This is a genomic window from Streptomyces sp. WAC 04229 (assembly GCF_003947455.1).
In the GTDB taxonomy this organism is placed as follows: Bacteria; Actinomycetota; Actinomycetes; order Streptomycetales; family Streptomycetaceae; genus Streptomyces.
The window spans coordinates 1-18,270 of record NZ_QHJH01000135.1; the positions used below are offsets into that span (position 1 = coordinate 1).

Below are 18,270 nucleotides of genomic sequence, written 5' to 3' on the forward strand. Positions count from 1 at the left end.
GAACCCGCCCCGGCCGCCGCCGCCACCGGGCCCGCCCGTGCCGCCGCCCGTCGAAGGGCCGGCGGTCGGGTTGGTCCCGCCCATGCCGCCACCCGAACCGGACGGCACCGACCAGGCGTACGCCGCCGGACCCGCGACCGCGGCCGCGATGGCCGCCGCCACGGACACCGCCAGCAGTCGCGCCCGCCGCCCCGAACGGAAGACGAGCAGGCCCGCGATCGCCAGCGCCGTGACCGTCGCGACGGTCGGCCACAGCCAGGAGTTCCAGCCCCAGGCCCGGCGCAGCAGCACGATCGCCCACACGCCGGTGACACCGAGGGCGAGCGGCAGCACCCACATCCACCGCCGGTCGGCCCGGAAGGCGCGCAGCAGCATGACGCCGCCGCCCCCGCACAGCGCCGCGATGCCCGGGGCGAGGGCGGTCGTGTAGTACGGGTGCATGGTGCCCTCGGCCATGCTGAACGTCAGGTAGTGCAAAGCCGTCCAGCCACCCCAGAGCACCAGCGCGGCGCGCGTGAGGTCGGTGCGGGGCGCCCGGCCGCACCGCACCAGACCGGCGACCAGCGCGATGCCCGCGAAGGGGAGCAGCCAGGAGATCTGGCCGCCGAGGACGTCGTTGAACATCCGCCCGATGCCCGCGGCGCCGGAGAAGCCGCCCCCGCCGCCACCTCCGCCGCCCATGTTGCCGTCGCCGCCGAAGATCCGGCCGAGCCCGTTGTAGCCCGTGATCAGGTCCCAGGCCGTGCCGTCCGTCGAACCGCCGATGTACGGCCGCTCGGACGCGGGGACCAAGGACACCGCGGCCGCCCACCAGAAGCTGGAGACCACCAGGGCGACGGCGGCGAGCACCAGGTTCCTGATCCGCTTCGCCCAACCGAGGTTCGACGCGTAGGCGTACACGACGAAGACCGCCGGCAAGGCGATGTAGCCCTGCAGCATCTTGGTGTTGAACGCAAGTCCGAAGCAGACCGCCGAGCCGATCAAGGGCAGCAGCCGCCCGTCGCGGACCGCGCGCAGGCCGAGGGCCGCCCCGCCCACCATCAGGAACACCAGCAGCGTGTCGGGGTTGTTGTCCCGGTTGATGGCCACCGTGATCGGGGTCAGCGCCAGCGCCAGGGCGGCGACCGCCGCCGCGCCGTGGCCCCACACCCGCTTGACGGAGGCGTGCAGGATCCAGATCGTCGCCAGCGCGGCCAGGATCAGCGGCAGCATCATCTGCCAGGTGCCGTAGCCAAGGAGGCGGCAGGACAGCCCCATGACCATCAGGGCGAAGGGCGGCTTGTCGACGGTCAGGAAGTTCCCCGCGTCGAGCGAGCCGAAGAACCACGCCTTCCAGCTCTCGGTGCCGCTGAGCACGGCGGCGCTGTAGAAGCTGTTGAGGCCGGCCCCGGACAGGTTCCAGGAGTACGACCCAGCCGCCAGGGCGAGGACGGCGAGCAGAACCGGCAGAGACCAGCGCGGCGTGCCGGGTGCGGGGGTCGGCGCGGGCGGCGGCTCGGGGGCCGCTTGCAGGGGAGCGGTGGCAGATGTCACCAGGCCACCGTGTCCATCGGCGTTGGGCGGGGGCTGTGCTCCGACTCGGGGCCAGCTGTGAGTCCCGGGCCGTGCTCAGTCCGCAGGGGACCAAGGGGCGAGCAGATCGCGCAGCAACTCGGCGAAGGCCCCGTCCAAGGTGTCCTCCCGCTCCTGGTCACCGACGGCCTCGGGACAGAGAGCGGCGGGACGGGCGATCCACAGGACCTTCCACGGCATGGAGAACAGGGCGGCATCGCTCCACACGCCGCCGTGCGGGGCGAGGGGGTGCAGCAGATCGCTTACACGTCCGGTGATCATCTGCACCAGGGGGCCGTCGGTCGCGGCATGCGCCCGGGGCAGCGCCGTGTGCGAGGTTCGGGCGACGGCGGCCGTCGTCGGATGACGCCGGACGATGCGTACGACCTGTGTCAGGTGGCGCACGATTCCGTCAACGGTGCCGTCGCTCGGGTGAGTACGGTCCGCCTCGTCGAAGGCTCGGGCGAGTTCCGTCTGCAGCGCGCGCAGGTGAAGCCCGGAGGCGGTCTTCCAGTTCTCGTAGAGGTAGTTGCGCGAGGTCCCGGAGGCGCGGGCGATGGCGGTCACGGACACGTTCAGGCCGTCGGTGCGCATGAGGGTGCGGACCGTGCCGATCACGTTTCCGGTGCCGAGAGGGTTGCGGTGGGACCAGGAAGCGGGGCTCATGGCCTCATGGTCGGGAAGAAGCGTGAGCACTTGGGGGGTGAATGTCATCCAGGCACTCGGATGAGCGATCTGAGGACAGTCGGGGGTGAAGTGTTCACGCTTTGGAGGGAGGGAGGGCTTCCTTGAGGGCCGTGATGAACGACGTCCAGCAGGGAGTTGAGAGGAGCAGTGCCGGCCCGGTGGGAACCTTCGAATCCCGCACCGGTACCCCCCCCAGGATGACCGTCCACCACCTCCAGGCAACTCCCCCCTGGTCATTGCTGTGCGAGGGCTTGCGTCAGCCCTTCACAGTCGCGGCGTCGCGTATGGTCCGGTCAGTCATCGCCTGCACAGCCCCTTGCTGTCGCTTCGAGCAGAGCCAGCGTCTCCTCGAGTGGCAGGGCGTTGCCCAGGGCGAAATCGTAGCGATGCTGCAGTTCCTGGACCACGGACGGGGTGTCGTGGAGCATGCCCATGTGCAAGCCCTCGGCGTACGCCCGCCCCTACCTGCTCGCCCACGAACGGCAGATGGAGGCCCGGCGGCGCCAGGCCCGGCGGCGCCCGGCCCGGCTGCTGCCCTGGAGCGGCTCCGAGGGCAAACCCTGCTACCTGCTGACCGACGGCGACGGCCCGCTGTCCCGGATCGCCGACGTCGTCGAGGCCACCCCCCTCGACATGGCGGAGGACCTCGGCGAGCTGAGCACGCCGAGGTTCTTCCCGAAGGCGGCGCTCTGCCCGGGCACCAGGGCGGGTATCGCGCGGAACACTTCGCCCGCCGCCTTGGCGTGCCGGCCCCCTGGACGGTGGCCACCAGATCCTCGAAGGGGCCGGCCAGTCGGTGGCCGCTCTCGTTCTGGTCCGGCACGGCTCATTACTTGCCACCGGTACCGCGCCGAACCCTGTCCTTCGGAAAGCGGTCAACTCCTCGCCATTCCTCCGGCCTAGGGTTTCGGCCATGCGCCCGAGAATGCTCCGCACCCTCCTGGCCGCCCTCACCACGAGCCTCGCGGCGGCCGGCTGTCTCATCGCCGCCGGACCGGCCGTCGCACAGGAACGTCCGCAGGGGAACGCCTGCTCGCCCGCCGTCTCCCTCACCGGCTACTCCGACGCCCTCGACAAGACCACCCACGACGGCACCTACGTCGGCAACCTCTCCGCACTCGCCCGAGGCGGGCGGGGCACGGTCGCCGCCCTCTCCGACCGTTCCGCCCTCTTCCGGCTGGACGCCCGCTCCCTCCAGCCACGGAACGTGACCCCGCTCGCCGATGAGAACGGCGCCGCCCTCGACGCCGAGGGACTGGTCGCCGACGGGGACGGCACCTACCTCGTCTCCTCCGAGACCGAGCCGTCCGTCCGCCGCTACTCCCGTACCGGCGAGATCCTCGGCCGTCTGCCCGTACCGGACGCCCTGCGCACCGCCCCGGAGGGCCGCGCCCGGGCCAACGGCAGCTTCGAGGGGCTGACCCTTCTGCCCGGCGGCCGGACCCTGATCGCGTCCATGGAGTACCCGCTCGCCGGCGACCCCGCCGACCTCGTGCGCTTCCAGAGCTGGCGGCGGACCGGGCACGGCGGCTTCGGGCTCGGCACCCAGTACACGTACCGGACGGACGGCGGCCTCGGAGTCTCCGAGGTCACCGCGACCCCCTCCGGCCGCCTGCTCGTCCTGGAACGCGGCTTCACCTCCGGCGTCGGCAACACGGTCCGCCTGTACCTGACCGACCGGCCCCGCGGCGGCACCGCACTCGGCAAGACCCTCCTCGCCGACCTGGCCCACTGCCCCTCCCTCGGTGCCACCGCCGAGCAACCCCAGCCCAACCCGCTCCTCGACAACTTCGAGGGCATGGCCGTCACCGGCCGGAGCAAGGGCCGCCTGGACGTTTTGATCGTCAGCGACGACAACCAGAACGCCGTGCAGACGACCCGCTTCCTCCGGCTCCGGGTCCGCGCCTGAATCATCGCGGCGGGATGAAATCCCCGCTCGCGCGTGTTGGTGCCTTCCGGTAGATCAGGTGAGCAGGACGACCGACCGGAGGGCACGGCGTGGACGCGCAACGGGGATGGGCACGACGACTGGCGGCTTACGCCTGGCGCTATCCCAAGGACGTCGTCCTCGCCCTCGGCGCCTCGCTGGGCGGCATGGCCGTCATGGCCCTGGTGCCCCTGATCACCAAGGTGATCATCGACGACGTGATCGGCGACAAGACCAGGGACATGGCCCTCTGGGCGGGTCTCCTCATCGGCGCCGCGGTCGTGGTGTACGTCCTCACGTACATCCGCCGCTACTACGGCGGCCGGCTCGCCCTCGACGTCCAGCACGACCTGCGCACCGACATGTACGGGACGATCACCCGGCTGGACGGAAGGCGGCAGGACGAGCTGTCCACGGGGCAGGTGGTCGGGCGGGCGACCAGCGACCTCCAGCTGATCCAGGGCCTGCTGTTCATGCTCCCGATGACCATCGGGAACGTCCTGCTCTTCCTGATCTCCCTGGTCATCATGGCGTGGCTGTCCCCGCCGCTCACGCTCGTCGCCCTCGCCGTCGCCCCGGCGCTGTGGTTCATCGCCCGCCGCAGCCGCACCCGCCTGCACCCCGCCACCTGGTACGCCCAGGCGCAGGCCGCCGCGGTCGCGGGCGTGGTCGACGGCTCGGTCAGCGGCGTCCGCGTGGTGAAGGGCTTCGGGCAGGAGGAACAGGAGACCGGAAAGATCAGGGAGGTCGGGCGCAGGCTCTTCGCCGGGCGGCTGCGGACGATCCGGCTGAACGCCACCTACACCCCCGCCCTCCAGGCCGTCCCCGCCCTCGGGCAGGTCGCCATGCTCGCCCTCGGCGGCTGGCTGGCCGTCCGCGGCAACATCACACTCGGCACCTTCGTCGCCTTCTCCACCTACCTCGCCCAGCTCGTCGGTCCGGTCCGCATGCTCGCCATGGTCCTCACGGTCGGCCAGCAGGCCCGCGCCGGCACCGAACGCGTCCTGGAGCTGATCGACACCGAGCCCGCGATCGAGGACGGCACCCGGGACCTGCCCGCCGACGCGCCGGCGACCGTCGAGTTCGACGACGTGTCCTTCGGTTACACGTCGGCCACCGGGGAGGACACCCCCGTCCTCGACGGCCTCTCCTTCGAGATCCGGGCCGGTGAGACGCTCGCCGTCGTCGGCTCCTCGGGTTCCGGCAAGTCCACGGTCTCCCTGCTCCTGCCGCGCTTCTACGACGTGAGCCGCGGCGCCGTCCTCGTAGGCGGGCACGACGTGCGCGAGCTGACCCTCGACTCGCTGCGGGCCGCCATCGGGCTCGTGCCCGAGGACTCCTTCCTCTTCTCGGACACCGTGCGCGCCAACATCGCGTACGGCCGCCCCGACGCCACCGACGAGGAGATCGAGGCCGCCGCCCGGGCCGCGCAGGCCCACGGGTTCATCACCGACCTGCCCGACGGCTACGGCACCACCGTCGGCGAACACGGACTGACCCTCTCGGGCGGCCAGCGCCAGCGCGTGGCGCTCGCCCGCGCGATCCTCACCGACCCCCGGCTGCTGGTCCTCGACGACGCCACCTCCGCCGTGGACGCCCGCGTCGAGCACGAGATCCACGAGGCGCTCAAGGAGGTCATGCGGGGCCGCACCACGCTCCTCATCGCCCACCGCCGCTCCACCCTCGGCCTCGCCGACCGCATAGCCGTCCTCGACCGCGGCCGCCTCGCCGATCTCGGCACCCACGAGGAACTCCAGGAGCGCTCCGCCCTCTACCGGCGCCTGCTGACCGACCCCGACGAGCTGGGCGGCGTGTCGCCGGGGCACGCCCGGCCCGCGGCGCCCGCCGAGGACACGTCGGTACGGGAGGAGCTGGACGCCGAGTTCGACGCCGAGCGCGGGGTCACCCCGCGGCTGTGGACCGGCGACCGCACACCGAAGGACACCGCCCTCGCGGGCACCCCGGCCACCCCGGAGCTGCTCGCCCAGGTCGACGCGCTGCCCCCGGCCGACGGCACCCCCGACGTCGACGAGGCGCGGGCCGTGCAGCCGGAGGAGTCGTACGGCCTGCGCCGCCTGTTGCGCGGGTTCCGCGCACCGCTGCTGATCAGCCTCGCCCTGGTCGCCGTGGACGCCGGCATGGGGCTGCTGCTGCCGGCGCTGATCCGGCACGGCATCGACGAGGGCGTCACCCGGCTGGCGCTCGGCGCGGTCTGGGCGGTCTCCCTGCTCGGCCTGCTCGCGGTGCTCGCCCAGTGGACCGCGCAGACCGGCGAGATCCGCATGACCGGCCGGACGGGGGAGCGGATCCTGTACTCGCTCCGCCTGAAGATCTTCGCCCAGCTCCAGCGGCTCGGCCTCGACTACTACGAGCGCGAGCTGACCGGCCGGATCATGACCCGGATGACCACCGACGTGGACGCGCTGTCGACGTTCCTGCAGACGGGCCTCGTCACCGCCTTCGTCTCGATCGTCACCTTCTTCGGCATCATGGTCGCCCTGCTGGTGATCGACGTGCAGCTCGCCTTCGTCGTCTTCGCGACGCTGCCGCCGCTGATCATCGCCACCTACTTCTTCCGCAAGGCCAGCGTGAAGGCGTACGAGCTGGCCCGCGAGCGGGTGTCCACGGTCAACGCCGACCTCCAGGAGGCGGTGGCGGGACTGCGCATCGTGCAGGCCTTCCGGCGCGAGCACGACGGCGGACGACGCTTCGCCGAGCGCAGCGACAGCTATCGCCAGGCCCGCATCAGGGGCCAGTGGCTGATCTCGATCTACTTCCCGTTCGTGCAGCTGCTGTCCTCGGCCGCCGTCGTCGCCGTGCTGGTCGTCGGCGGCGGACGGATCGACGCGGCGACGCTGTCGACCGGCGCGCTGGTGGCGTACCTGCTGTACATCGACCTGTTCTTCGCCCCCGTGCAGCAGCTCTCCCAGGTCTTCGACGGCTACCAGCAGGCGTCCGTCTCCCTCGGCCGCATCCAGGAACTGCTGCGGGAGCCGACCTCCACCCTGGCACCCGAGAAGCCGTCGGACGTCACGTCCCTGCGCGGGGAGATCGCCTTCGAGGACGTGCACTTCTCCTACGGCGGTGCCGACGGGGCCGAGGCGGCGCTCACCGGCGTCGACCTGCGCATCCCCGCCGGGCAGACCGTCGCGTTCGTCGGCGAGACCGGCGCGGGCAAGTCGACCCTGGTCAAGCTGGTGGCCCGGTTCTACGACCCCACGGGCGGGCGGGTCACCGTCGACGGCCGGGACCTGCGCGACCTCGACCTCACCGCCTACCGGCACCGGCTCGGCGTCGTCCCGCAGGAGGCGTACCTCTTCCCCGGCACCGTGCGGGACGCCATCGCCTACGGGCGCCCGGACGCCACCGACGCCGACGTGGAGGCGGCGGCGCGGGCGGTCGGCGCGCACGAGATGATCGCCACGCTCACCGGCGGCTACCTCCACGAGGTCGCCGAGCGGGGCCGCAACCTCTCCGCCGGGCAGCGCCAGCTGATCGCGCTGGCCCGTGCCGAGCTGGTCGACCCGGACGTGCTGCTCCTCGACGAGGCGACGGCCGCGCTGGACCTGGCCACGGAGGCACAGGTCAGCCAGGCCACCGACCGGATAGCGGGCCGGCGCACGACCCTGGTCGTCGCCCACCGGCTGACCACGGCCGCCCGCGCGGACCGCGTCGTCGTCATGGACGGCGGGCGGGTCGCCGAGGACGGCACGCACGACGAGCTGCTGGCGCTCGACGGACGGTACGCGCGGCTGTGGCGGACCTTCGTCGGCGCGGCGGAGCCCGAGGAACCGGTCGGCGCGGCACACTGACGCTCGCGCAACCATTCGACACCCGGCACGCGTCCGTACATCCGTACGCCAGTGACCGCCGTACGGAGGGGACGACAGTGGGTGGAGCCGGTGCTGGGACACGACGCGGGCCGGCGCTCGTCACGGCCCTGCTCGTGGCGGCCGGGCTGCTCGCCGTGGCGACGCCGCAGGAGGCCCATGCCGCCACGGCGTGCGGGGGCCGCAAGGTGCGCACGCTCCCGTTCGCGACGGGGTCGGTCCTCGTCCACAGGCGCGGCGGCTACGTCTGTGCCGTCACCGTCCCCAAGAGGCCCGGCACCAAGCGGCAGATGTCGGTGAGCGTGCGGGCGCGCGGGGGCCGTGCGGTGGTCGACTCGGGGCGGTACGCCTACCGGGCGGGGCCCGTGACGGTGCACGCCGGCAAGCGCTGCGTATGGGTGACCGGCAAGGTCTCAGGCCGCTCGGTCAGCTCCGGCTGGATCCTCTGCTGAGACGGGCCCGCCTCCCGGGAACCGAGCAGGCCATTTCCCCATCCACCCTGGTGCGCGCGCGACTTGCTCCGATAGCTTCCGGCGGACATCCGTTTCACAGGGAGGGTGCATGCGCAAGGCGCTCAGATGGCTGCTGGCGCTCGTGGTGCTCATAGGCACCGTCAGCACGGCGGGGGCGGCCACCGCCGCCGAGCCGAAGGCCGTCGACATCAAGGACCGGCTGCTGTCCATACCGGGCATGAGCCTGATCGAGGAGAAGCCGTACACCGGCTACCGCTTCTTCGTCCTCAACTACACGCAGCCGGTCGACCACCGGCGTCCGTCCAAGGGCACGTTCCAGCAGCGGATCACCGTCCTGCACAAGGACGTGAACCGCCCGACGGTCTTCTACACCGGCGGCTACAACGTCTCCACGACCCCGAGCCGGCGCGAGCCGACCCAGATCGTCGACGGCAACCAGGTCTCCATGGAGTACCGCTACTTCACCCCGTCCCGGCCGGCCCCGGCCGACTGGTCGAAGCTGGACATCTGGCAGGCCGCCAGCGACCAGCACCGCATCTTCGAGGCGCTGAAGCCGGTCTACTCCAAGAACTGGATCTCCACCGGCGGCTCCAAGGGCGGCATGACCGCCACCTACTACGAGCGCTTCTACCCGCGCGACATGGACGGCGTCGTCGCCTACGTCGCCCCCAACGACGTGGTGAACAAGGAGGACTCGGCCTACGACCGCTTCTTCGCCCGCGTCGGCACCGAGGAGTGCCGCGACAAGCTGAACGGGGTGCAGCGCGAGGCGCTGGTGCGCCGTGCGCCGCTCGAGAAGAAGTACGAGGCGTACGCGGCCGAGAACGGCTACACCTTCGACACCATCGGCAGCCTGGACCGCGCCTACGAGGCAGTCGTCCTCGACTACGTCTGGGGCTTCTGGCAGTACAGCACCCTCGCCGACTGCGCCGACATCCCGGCCGACGCCAAGAACGCCACCGACGAGGCGATCTGGGGCTCCGTCGACTCGATCTCCGGCTTCTCCGCCTACACGGACCAGGGCCTGGAGACCTACACGCCGTACTACTACCAGGCGGGCACCCAGCTGGGCGCCCCGACGATCCACTTCCCGCACATCGAGAAGAAGTACATCCGCTACGGCTACCAGCCGCCGCGCAACTTCGTGCCCCGGTCGATCCCGATGAAGTTCCAGCCGCTGGCCATGTGGGACGTCGACCGCTGGGTGCGGCACAACGCCCGGCAGATGCTGTTCGTCTACGGCGAGAACGACCCGTGGGGAGCCGAGCCCTTCCGCCTCGGCCACGGTGCGCGCGACTCCTACGTGCTCACCGCGCCCGGCATGAACCACGGGGCCAACGTCGCCGGTCTGGTCCCCGACCAGAAGGCGAAGGCCACCGCCCGCATCCTCGACTGGGCGGGCGTCGCCTCCGACAAGGTCCAGGAGAACCCGTCGGCGGCCAAGCCGCTGGCGACGTTCGACGCCAAGCTGGACAAGCGGGACGTCGAGCGCGAGCCGGCGCTGCGCCCGTAGCACGGTGACTGTGCCCGGCCGCTCACAGGGGCCGGGCACAGCCCACCGGGCGGGCACCGCCGAGGCGGACGTACAGACCGGTCGAGGCGGGGCAGTCGGCCCGGTCGGCGACCGCCTCGACCACCTTGAACTGGGGCTCGCGTTCACCGGTGCCGTCGCACGCGGTCTCGCGGACCTTGCCGTCGCCGGTGTCGTGGACGCAGTCGCCGACGATGGTGCGCGGTCCGCCACCACCACCCGGGTCGCCGGGGTGCGGTGGCTGGAGGTTGCGCATGCAGGCGTAGCCCTGGGGCACGGTCCCGTCGCCGTCCTCGTCGGCAGAAGGGCGCTGCTCGCTGATGTGCAGGACGAAGTCGGTGGTGGCGGGGCACGGTGGCCCGTCGCCCGCGGGGCCGTCCTCCCGGGCCACGACCCGCGCCGCCGCCCGCTCGCTGTCGCACGGCACCTCGGTGGAGCTGACCGTGCCGAACGAGCCGCACTCGTCGACCGCCAGGAACACCGCCCCGTACCCCGACGCCGGCACCGCCGCCGACGCCGACCGCGACGCCGTGGCCCCACCGGGCCGCCCGTCCCCGGAAGCCGTGCCGCCGGTGTCCCCACCGGCCGGTCCCGCCGGGCTCTGGCAGCCCGTCAGGAGCAGGGCGCACAGCACCGGCAGCGCCCACCGCACTCCCGCGGCCCGTCTCTCACGCATCGCCGTCCCCCTGGATCCCCGGTCCAGCGTGACCCGCCGCAGCGGGCGCACGCCAGACGCGCGGGGTGCTTCGGGCACGGTCCCCGGGGGCGCCCCCGGCGCGTGACGTAGGCCGCGCTACGCCCTACGACCGGTAGGACAGCCCGTGCCCGAGGGGGTAGAGCACCGTGGCCGGATCGTCCGCCCGGACCACCGGCACCGGCAGCCGCCCGCGCGGCCGGACCCGCCCGGCGATCACCCGGGCCGCCGCCCGCACCTCGACGTCGGTCCAGGAGTAGGCGGCCAGGTGGGCGCGGACGCCGGGGAGATGGGCCACGTCGTAGGGGTTGCGGATCGCGACCGCGACGACGGGTTTCCCGGTCGCCAGCAGCCGCGTGACCAGGGTGCGCTGGCTGCTCGCCGCCGTGACGTTGTACGTCGCGACCACCACCGCGTCCGCGTCCCCGGCGGCCGCGACCGCGGTGTCGATCACGGAGGCGGAGGGGGCGGTGCCGGTGGACAGGGCGGTGGCCGTGAAGCCCAGCTCCGTCAGGGCGCCCGCGAGCACCCCCGTGGGCGGCCCGGTCGTGCCCGACGGCGAGGCGGGATCGGCGCCCACGACGAGCACCCTGCGATGCTCGCGCCGCGACAGCGGCAGCAGCCGGTCCTCGTTGACCAGCAGGGTGGTGGTCCGCTCGGCGATCCGGTCGGCCGCCGCGAGGTGCGCCCGGGTGCCCACCGTCCGGTCGACGTCCCGCCGGCTGGTGTAGGCGTCCCGGAACAGCCCCAGCTTCGCCTTCAGCCGCAGCACCCGCAGGATCGATTCGTCGAGCCGCGCCTCGGTGAGTTCGCCGTCCCGTACGGCCGTCAGGACCGCGTTCCAGGCGAGGTCCAGGTGCGGCGGGTTGAGCAGCTGGTCGACGCCCGCCTTCAGCGCCAGCACCGGCACGCGTTCGTCGCCGTACTTGGTCCGCACGCCCTCCATGCCGAGCGAGTCGGTGACCACGACCCCGTCGTAGCCCAGTTCCTCGCGCAGGATGCCGGTGAGGATGGGGCGGGAGAGGGTGGCCGGGTCGCCGGAGTCGTCGAGCGCCGGGACCACCAGGTGGGCGGTCATGATCGCGTCGATGCCGGCGTCGATCGCCGCGCGGAAGGGCGGCGCGTCCAGCGTCTCCCACTCCTCGCGGGTGTGCGTGATCTCCGGCAGGCCGGTGTGGCTGTCGGTGGCGGTGTCGCCGTGCCCGGGGAAGTGCTTGGCGCACGCGGCGACCCCGGACCGCTGGTACCCCGTCACCTCGGCGGCCACCATCTCCGCCACCGCCTCCGGATCGGCGCCGAAGGACCGCACACCGATCACGGGGTTGGCCGGGTTGACGTTCACGTCGGCGTCCGGGGCGTAGTCCTGGCGGATGCCCATCGCGCGCAGCTCCGCGCCCGCGATCCGGCCGAGCGTGCGGGCGTCGGACCGCGATCCGCCGGCGCCGACGGCCATCGCGCCCGGGAAGAGGGTCGCCGGCTCGCCCACGCGGGCCACTATGCCGTGTTCCTGGTCGGTGGAGATCAGCACCGGGAGGCCGCGCGGCAGCTCCAGGGACGCCTTCTGGATGCCGTTGGAGAGGTCGGCGATCTGGTGCGGGTCGCGGGTGTTGTGCGCCCAGGCGAAGTAGATGACGCCGCCGACCCGGTACTTGGCGACCAGCTCGGCCGCGGTGCGGACGCCGATCTCCTTGAGGTTGGCGTCGATGTCGGCCTGGTCGGGGGCGGTGGCGGAGTGGCCGTAGACCCGCATGACGAAGAGCTGGCCGACCTTCTCCTCCAGCGTCATGCGGGAGATCAGGGCGCGGAGCTTGGCGTCGTCGGGCCGGTGCGGGTCGGCGTGGGCCGTGCCGCCGCCGGCCGCCAGGGCCGCGGTGACGACCGCGGTGGCGGTGAGGACGGTACGTCTGGAGGGGTGTGCGGTGCTTCCCGGGCCGGCCGTGCTGCTGTGGTGCACGTGCGCTCCTTCCGGAGTGATCCGCTGGGGATCGCTGGAGAGCTGCTGAAGGAAACTGCCAAGGAGCCACCAATATCCAGGAAGTTTCTGCCAGTCAAGGGGCCGCACAGGAGCAGCCCTGAGCCGCGCGGGGGCCGGGATCCCGGTTCCGGTGGGTGGGCGGGTGACGGTGTGTGGCACCGAGTGGCGCCAGGTGATGCCATGTGGTGTCAGGTGACGCCAGTTCGCGTCGTGATCAGTGGTCGACGAGATGTGACGCTTAGGTCGGACAGGCTGGAGTTGCCTCATCCGTGCAGGTCAGGGGCGGATGCACCCTCCAGGTGGCCGCGATGGCGCCGCGCGGCTTGCGTATGGGGCCATCGTGGTGCCATGATGACGTCATGGACCTCACGCCGTATGTCGACACCCTCCGCCGCGAACTCGCGGTGGCCGCCGAAGCCGGCGGTGAAGAAGCCCGCGAACTGGCCGAACGGCTCACCGCCCCACTGGAGTCGGCGACCAGGCTGACCATGCTCAACGTGCTCTCCGCGGCCATGGACGAGATCACCCGCGAACTGGCCCCGGGCTCGGTCGACCTGCGGCTGCGGGGGCTGGACCCCGACTTCGTGGTGACCGTGCCGCCCACCGACGGCGGCGGCCTCGGGGACGCGGCGGCCCCCGTCGAACCGCTCAGGCCGCAGGCACCCGCCGAAGGCGACGAGGGCGGCACCGCCCGGGTCAACCTGCGCCTGCCCGCCCACCTCAAGTCCCGAGCCGAGGAGGCCGCCGGCCGCGAGGGCCTCTCGGTCAACGCCTGGCTGGTGCGGGCCGTGTCGGCCGCCGTCGAGGGCGGCGGCCGCCCGCGCACCACGGAACGCACCCAGAACGTCGGACAGAGCTTCACGGGCTGGGTGCGCTGAAGAACCGTCGCGCGCCGCACGCCCGCTCCACCTCACCCACACCACGTCCCACCAGCGGGGGCGACCCAACGACTCATGAGGACGGGACAGCCGTGCCTTCTTTCGACACTCCCGAACCGATCTCGGTCACCGCGCACGTGGAGGCCGGCTCCATCCAGTTCACGGCGGGCGACCGCACCGACACCGTCGTCGAGGTCCGGCCCCGCAACGCGAAGAAGGACATCGACGGCCGCACCGCGGAACAGACCGAGGTCACCTGCGTGGGCGGTGCGCTGACCGTCAGGACCCCCAAGGCCGGCCTGTTCGGCCGCTCCGGCACCGTCGACGTGACCGTCGAACTGCCCGAGGGCTCGCGCGTCGACCTGACCGGCGCCTGGACCCAGGTGCTCGGCGAGGGACGGCTCGGCGAGGTCCGCGTGAAGGTGTCGTCCGGCGACGTCCGCTTCGACGCGACCGGCTCGCTCAACCTGACGGCGTCCCACGGCTCCATCACCGTGGACCGCGTCGAGGGGGCCGCGGAGATCGCCACCAGCTCCGGCAGCCTGCGCGTCGGCGTGCTCGACGGCTCCGCCGTCCTGAAGAACTCGCACGGCACCACGACCGTCGGCACCGCCGTCGGGGAGCTGCGGGTCAACGGCGCCAACGGGGACATCGACGTCGCCCGCGCCGAGGACTCCGTCACCGCCACCACGGCCCACGGCACCCTGCGGGTGGGGCGCGTGACCCGCGGCTCCGTCCAGTTGCAGACCAGCTACGGCGCCATCGAGGTCGGCGTCGCCGAGGGCACGGCCGCCTGGCTCGACGTCAACTCGCGTTCGGGACAGGTCCGCAACACGCTCACCGCGTCCGGGAGCCCGGAGAAGACCGAGGAGGCCGTCGAGGTCCGGGCCCGCACCCGACACGGCAACATCGACATCCGCCGCGCCCGGGACTGACCACGCCCGGCTACGGGACGGTGTGCGCCGAGGCCGCCGGCCAGTGGGCCCGCAGCGTGCGCACCGTCTCCGCGATCGCCGGACGGCGCGCCGCGCCCGCCCGCCACAGCGCGTACAGCCGCCGTACCGGCATCGGGTCGAGCTCCACCTCCACCACCCCGGACGGCAGCGGGCCGCGCCCCAGCCGGGGGATCAGGGCGATGCCAAGTCCGGCCGCGACCAGCGCGACGAGCGTCGGATTCTCGTCCGCCTGGTGGACGATGTCCGGCTCGTGCCCGGCGCCCCGCAGGGTCCGCATCAGCCAGTCGTGGCAGACCCGGCCGGGCGGCTGGCAGATCCACCGCTCCCCGCCCAGCTCCGCACGCCGGACGCCGGACCGCCCGGCGAAGCGGTGCCCCTCGGGCACGAGCAGATCGCACAGGTCCTCACCGATCGGCGCCTGCTCCACCCCGGACGGGGCCGGCAGCGGGGCGATGTCCCAGTCGTGCGCCACCACCAGGTCCACGGCGCCCTTCGCCACCAGGTCCACGGACAGATGCGGGTCGACCTCGGTGAGCCGGGCGTCGAGCGCCGGATGGCGGGCGGCCAGGTCGGCCAGGACCGAGGGCAGCAGACCGCGCGCCGCCGACGCGAACGCGGCCACCGTCAGCCGCCCCGACGGCACCCCGCGCCGCTCCTCCAGCCGGGTCTCCGCCCGCTCCACCAGGGCCAGCAGCTCGACGGCGGTGGCGGCCAGCTGCCACGCCTCGTCGGTGAGCCGGACCCCGCGCCCCTCCCGCTCCAGGAGCACCGTCCTGGTCTCGCGCTCCAGCTTGGCGATCTGCTGCGACACCGCGGACGGCGTGAACCCGAGCGCGGCGGCGGCCGCGCCCACCGTGCCGTGCACGGACACGGCGTGCAGGGCACGCAGACGCTGAAGATCGAGCACGACGCCTCCCGAAGGCGAAACAATTAGCAGTCCTTCATCCAACCATGCAGCAATCATCGCTGGTGCTACACAGTCCGATGGCGGGATCCTCGACGCATGCGACCCTCCCACCTCCTCCTCGCCGTGCTCGTCGCCGCCGTCTGGGGCGTGAACTTCACGGTCATCGAGGTCGGCCTCGACCACTTCCCGCCGCTGCTCTTCTCCGCCCTGCGCTTCCTGGCGGCCGCCCTGCCCGCCGTCTTCCTGGTGGGCCGGCCCAAGGTCGCCTGGAAGTGGATCGTGGCGGTGGGGCTGGTGCTGGGCGTGGCCAAGTTCGGCCTGGTCTTCGTGGGCATGGACGCGGGCATGCCGGCCGGCCTGTCCTCCCTGGTCCTGCAGATCCAGGCGGTGTTCACCGCGGTGATCGCCGCGGCGGTCCTGGGCGAACGCCCCTCCCGCGTCCAGGCGGCGGGCATGCTCGTCGCGCTGGCCGGCATCGGTGTCGCGGCGGTCGACGAGGGCGCGTCCGGTCCGCTGGGCGCCTTCGTGATGGTCGTCGGGGCGGCCGCCGCGTGGGGGCTGTCCAACGTCCTCACCCGCAAGGCGTCCCCGCCCGACGCCCTGAACTTCATGGTGTGGGTGTGCACCGTCCCGGTACTGCCGCTGCTGGCCCTCTCCCTGCTGACGGAGGGCCCGGAAGCGGACCTCGCGGCAGTGCGCGGCCTGGACTGGCAGGGCGGGAGCACGATCCTCTACGTCGCCTGGGTCTCGACCGTCTTCGGCTTCGGCGCCTGGGGCTGGCTGCTGCGCCGACACCCCGCGTCGACGGTCGCGCCCTTCTCGCTCCTGGTCCCGGTCTTCGGGATGTCCTCGGCGGCCCTCTTCCTCGGCGAGGCCGTGACACCCCTGCGCTGGTGCGCGGCGGCGCTGCTGGTGGGCGGGGTGGCGCTGACGACGCTCACGGGCCGGCGCGCCCGCACCCGGACGCCGCACGTGATCGTGCCTGCCCGCCCGGAAATCATTGGACGGCCCTCCGTGCCGGCGGAAGAATCCGTCCGGTGACGTTCGCACTGAAGGGCCCGCCCCTCGAAGGCACGCTGGTACGACTGGAGCAGCTGGACCACCGGCACGCGGCCGACCTCGCGGCGGCGGCGGAGGAGGACCGCGGCGGCTACGCGTACACGTGGGTGCCGAGAGCCGACGAGGTCGGCGCCTACATCGACGCCCAACTCTCCCGCGCGGCCTCGGGGCGGCTGGCGCCCTACGCGCAGATCTCCCTCGCCACCGGGCGGGCGGTCGGTGCCACCGCCTACTGGGAACCCCGTTCCTGGCTCACCGACGACGCCCTCGACGCGATCGAGGTCGGCTTCACCTGGCTGGCCGGCTCCGCCCAGGGCACCGGCCTGAACGCCGAGGCCAAGCTGCTCCTGTTCCGCCACGCCTTCGAGGTCTGGCAGGTGTCCCGCGTCGACCTCAAGACCGACGCCCGCAACACCCGTTCCCGGGCGGCGATCGAGAAGACCGGCGCCCGTCTCGAGGGCGTCCTGCGCAACTGGTCCCGCTCCTGGGCGCCGGGCGAGGAAGGCCGGCTGCGCGACTCCGCGATCTACTCCATCACGGCGGCGGAGTGGCCCGAGCGCCGAGAGCGGATGGAGCGCCGGGTCAGGTCGGCGGCGGACGCCCTCACGCCGCGTCGGTGAGCAGCCGGGTCAGGTGCTCGCGGCCGGCCGCCAGCAGGTCGGGCAACGGGGCGGCGGACTCGTACCACCGCTTCTCGTACTCCCAGCACAGCCAGCCGTCCCAGCCGTGCCGGGAGAGGACGTCCACCACCTCGGTGAGCGGCAGCACGCCCGCGCCCAGCGGCAGCGGTGTGGTGTCCTCGGCGGAGGCGATGTCCTTGACCTGGACGTAGCCGAGGTGCGGGGCCAGGGCCGCGTACGACTCGAAGGGCTGCTCGCCGCCCAGCCAGGTGTGCATCACGTCCCACAGGGCGCCGACCCGGAGGTGCCCGACCAGGCCCAGGACGCGCATCGCGTCGGCGCCCGTGCGGTGCGAGTCGTGGGTCTCCAGGAGGATGCGGACGCCGAGGTCGGCGGCGTACTCGGCGGCCGTGCCCAGCCGCCGGGCGGCCGTCGCGTCGGCCTCCTCGGCGCTCTGCTCGGTGCCGCCGCCGGGGAAGACGCGGATGTACGGGGCGCCCAGGTCGCGGGCGAGTTCGAGCAGGGCGCGGACCTCGGCGAGGACCGGCTCGTCGTCACCGGGCGCGGCCAACCGGGCGTACCCGGCCACACTGAGCAGTTCCACGCCGGACGCCTTGAACTCGGCCGCCACGGCCGCCCGTTCGTCCGGGGACAGGCCCGGGTTCACCGGTTCCTCCGGATGGGCGCGCAACTCGACACCGTGGTAGCCGTGCGCGGTCGCGAGGCCCAGCACATCGGTCAGGGGCAGCCCGGGGACACCAAGGGTGGAGAACGCCAGCTTCATGACCCCGGAGCGTACCCGGCTCCGCCGCCCGCATTCCTGCCCGCCACTTGGTGTCGCCGACCGGCACCACCAGTCTGTCCGGGGTCTGATGACGAGTCGCCGTCCACTGTCAGCCCGTCCGGCGCTTGAGGACGAGGCCGTCCAGGCCGAAGCGGGGGTGTGGGGGCGGCAGCCCCCACCAAGGCTCCCACCAACGCGCGGCACCAAAGAACCGACGGCACCTACCCCCGCCCCCCCCCTTTCGGGCGGGGTTATGAGACCAACCCCCCCCCCCCGCCCCCCCCGCCGGCCCGGGGGGCCAGGCGCCCCCCGGCCCGAGGGGGGGGGGGGGGGGCGCCCCCCCCCACCAAGGCTCCCACCAACGCGCGGCACCAAAGAACCGACGGCACCTACCCCCG

General features: G+C 72.9%; 17 protein-coding genes. 9 read left to right on the plus strand and 8 right to left on the minus strand.

Going from position 1 to position 18,270, the window contains the following annotated elements; all coding sequences use genetic code 11:
• From DMH12_RS27610 to DMH12_RS27625, 4 genes are all read right to left on the minus strand, one after another.
• The coding region (locus DMH12_RS27610) for a glycosyltransferase family 39 protein (protein ID WP_125494166.1) at positions 1–1,533 on the minus strand (1,533 nt) is incomplete at its 3' end.
• A 75-nt stretch (positions 1,534–1,608) separates the two neighbouring features.
• Positions 1,609–2,217: a TetR/AcrR family transcriptional regulator gene (locus DMH12_RS27615; RefSeq protein ID WP_125494167.1), complete on the minus strand. Its 609-nt coding sequence runs from the start codon at positions 2,215–2,217 to the stop codon at positions 1,609–1,611.
• A gap of 94 nt (positions 2,218–2,311) precedes the next feature.
• Complete coding sequence (locus DMH12_RS27620) at positions 2,312–2,437, minus strand: DUF397 domain-containing protein (RefSeq protein ID WP_125494180.1); 126 nt, start codon at positions 2,435–2,437, stop codon at positions 2,312–2,314.
• 94 nt (positions 2,438–2,531) lie between these two features.
• A complete protein-coding gene (locus DMH12_RS27625) occupies positions 2,532–2,666 on the minus strand; it encodes a hypothetical protein (protein WP_260474364.1) in 135 nt (44 codons plus the stop codon).
• Positions 2,667–2,670: 4 nt separating this feature from the next.
• Between DMH12_RS27625 and DMH12_RS39215 the strand changes: the two genes are divergently transcribed.
• The 5 genes from DMH12_RS39215 (at position 2,671) to DMH12_RS27645 (ending at position 9,981) form a co-directional block, all read left to right on the plus strand.
• On the plus strand, positions 2,671–3,141 hold the full coding sequence (locus tag DMH12_RS39215; RefSeq protein WP_185832581.1) for a hypothetical protein: 471 nt from the start codon (positions 2,671–2,673) through the stop codon (positions 3,139–3,141).
• 10 nt (positions 3,142–3,151) lie between these two features.
• The gene (locus DMH12_RS27630; protein WP_125494168.1) at positions 3,152–4,147 is read left to right on the plus strand and encodes an esterase-like activity of phytase family protein; all 996 of its coding nucleotides are present in this window, start codon (positions 3,152–3,154) and stop codon (positions 4,145–4,147) included.
• A gap of 89 nt (positions 4,148–4,236) precedes the next feature.
• On the plus strand, positions 4,237–7,977 hold the full coding sequence (locus tag DMH12_RS27635; protein ID WP_125494169.1) for an ABC transporter ATP-binding protein: 3,741 nt from the start codon (positions 4,237–4,239) through the stop codon (positions 7,975–7,977).
• A 77-nt stretch (positions 7,978–8,054) separates the two neighbouring features.
• Positions 8,055–8,447, plus strand: coding sequence for a hypothetical protein (locus DMH12_RS27640; RefSeq protein WP_125494170.1), 393 nt, complete (start codon positions 8,055–8,057; stop codon positions 8,445–8,447).
• A 109-nt stretch (positions 8,448–8,556) separates the two neighbouring features.
• Entirely contained in the window at positions 8,557–9,981 is a 1,425-nt protein-coding gene (locus DMH12_RS27645; RefSeq protein WP_125494171.1) for a S28 family serine protease, read from the plus strand.
• Between the two features lie 22 nt (positions 9,982–10,003).
• Here DMH12_RS27645 and DMH12_RS27650 read toward each other — a convergent pair whose 3' ends face one another.
• Positions 10,004–10,675 carry a hypothetical protein gene (locus DMH12_RS27650; protein ID WP_125494172.1) on the minus strand — a complete coding sequence of 224 codons (672 nt, stop codon included), beginning with the start codon at positions 10,673–10,675 and terminating at the stop codon, positions 10,004–10,006.
• Positions 10,676–10,799: 124 nt separating this feature from the next.
• The gene (locus tag DMH12_RS27655; protein ID WP_125494173.1) at positions 10,800–12,647 is read right to left on the minus strand and encodes a glycoside hydrolase family 3 protein; all 1,848 of its coding nucleotides are present in this window, start codon (positions 12,645–12,647) and stop codon (positions 10,800–10,802) included.
• A 380-nt stretch (positions 12,648–13,027) separates the two neighbouring features.
• Between DMH12_RS27655 and DMH12_RS27660 the strand changes: the two genes are divergently transcribed.
• Positions 13,028–13,546, plus strand: a complete 519-nt coding sequence (locus DMH12_RS27660; protein ID WP_125494174.1) for a hypothetical protein — start codon at positions 13,028–13,030, stop codon at positions 13,544–13,546.
• A gap of 92 nt (positions 13,547–13,638) precedes the next feature.
• Positions 13,639–14,481: a DUF4097 family beta strand repeat-containing protein gene (locus tag DMH12_RS27665; RefSeq protein ID WP_125494175.1), complete on the plus strand. Its 843-nt coding sequence runs from the start codon at positions 13,639–13,641 to the stop codon at positions 14,479–14,481.
• Between the two features lie 10 nt (positions 14,482–14,491).
• Here DMH12_RS27665 and DMH12_RS27670 read toward each other — a convergent pair whose 3' ends face one another.
• Positions 14,492–15,409, minus strand: a complete 918-nt coding sequence (locus tag DMH12_RS27670) for a LysR family transcriptional regulator (RefSeq protein ID WP_125494176.1) — start codon at positions 15,407–15,409, stop codon at positions 14,492–14,494.
• A 96-nt stretch (positions 15,410–15,505) separates the two neighbouring features.
• On the opposite strand from DMH12_RS27670, the gene DMH12_RS27675 reads away from it, so the two are divergent.
• Both DMH12_RS27675 and DMH12_RS27680 read left to right on the plus strand, forming a co-directional pair.
• Positions 15,506–16,450 carry an EamA family transporter gene (locus DMH12_RS27675; protein ID WP_125494177.1) on the plus strand — a complete coding sequence of 315 codons (945 nt, stop codon included), beginning with the start codon at positions 15,506–15,508 and terminating at the stop codon, positions 16,448–16,450.
• On the plus strand, positions 16,447–17,088 hold the full coding sequence (locus DMH12_RS27680; RefSeq protein ID WP_125494178.1) for a GNAT family N-acetyltransferase: 642 nt from the start codon (positions 16,447–16,449) through the stop codon (positions 17,086–17,088). Before DMH12_RS27675 ends, DMH12_RS27680 begins: the two co-directional genes overlap by 4 nt.
• On the opposite strand, the gene DMH12_RS27685 is transcribed toward DMH12_RS27680, so the two are convergent.
• Positions 17,072–17,872 carry a sugar phosphate isomerase/epimerase gene (locus DMH12_RS27685; protein WP_125494179.1) on the minus strand — a complete coding sequence of 267 codons (801 nt, stop codon included), beginning with the start codon at positions 17,870–17,872 and terminating at the stop codon, positions 17,072–17,074. The genes DMH12_RS27680 and DMH12_RS27685 overlap by 17 nt on opposite strands.
• Positions 17,873–18,270: the final 398 nt, after the last annotated feature.

Bases quoted from the DNA above. Each gene is read 5' to 3' on its own strand.
- DMH12_RS27615 (WP_125494167.1), bottom strand. From the start codon at position 2,217: ATGAGCCCCGCTTCCTGGTCCCACCGCAACCCTCTCGGCACCGGAAAC.
- DMH12_RS27625 (WP_260474364.1), bottom strand. From the start codon at position 2,666: ATGCTCCACGACACCCCGTCCGTGGTCCAGGAACTGCAGCATCGCTAC.
- DMH12_RS39215 (WP_185832581.1), top strand. From the start codon at position 2,671: ATGTGCAAGCCCTCGGCGTACGCCCGCCCCTACCTGCTCGCCCACGAA.
- DMH12_RS27630 (WP_125494168.1), top strand. From the start codon at position 3,152: ATGCGCCCGAGAATGCTCCGCACCCTCCTGGCCGCCCTCACCACGAGC.
- DMH12_RS27645 (WP_125494171.1), top strand. From the start codon at position 8,557: ATGCGCAAGGCGCTCAGATGGCTGCTGGCGCTCGTGGTGCTCATAGGC.
- DMH12_RS27650 (WP_125494172.1), bottom strand. From the start codon at position 10,675: ATGCGTGAGAGACGGGCCGCGGGAGTGCGGTGGGCGCTGCCGGTGCTG.
- DMH12_RS27660 (WP_125494174.1), top strand. From the start codon at position 13,028: ATGGACCTCACGCCGTATGTCGACACCCTCCGCCGCGAACTCGCGGTG.
- DMH12_RS27675 (WP_125494177.1), top strand. From the start codon at position 15,506: ATGCGACCCTCCCACCTCCTCCTCGCCGTGCTCGTCGCCGCCGTCTGG.
- DMH12_RS27685 (WP_125494179.1), bottom strand. From the start codon at position 17,872: ATGAAGCTGGCGTTCTCCACCCTTGGTGTCCCCGGGCTGCCCCTGACC.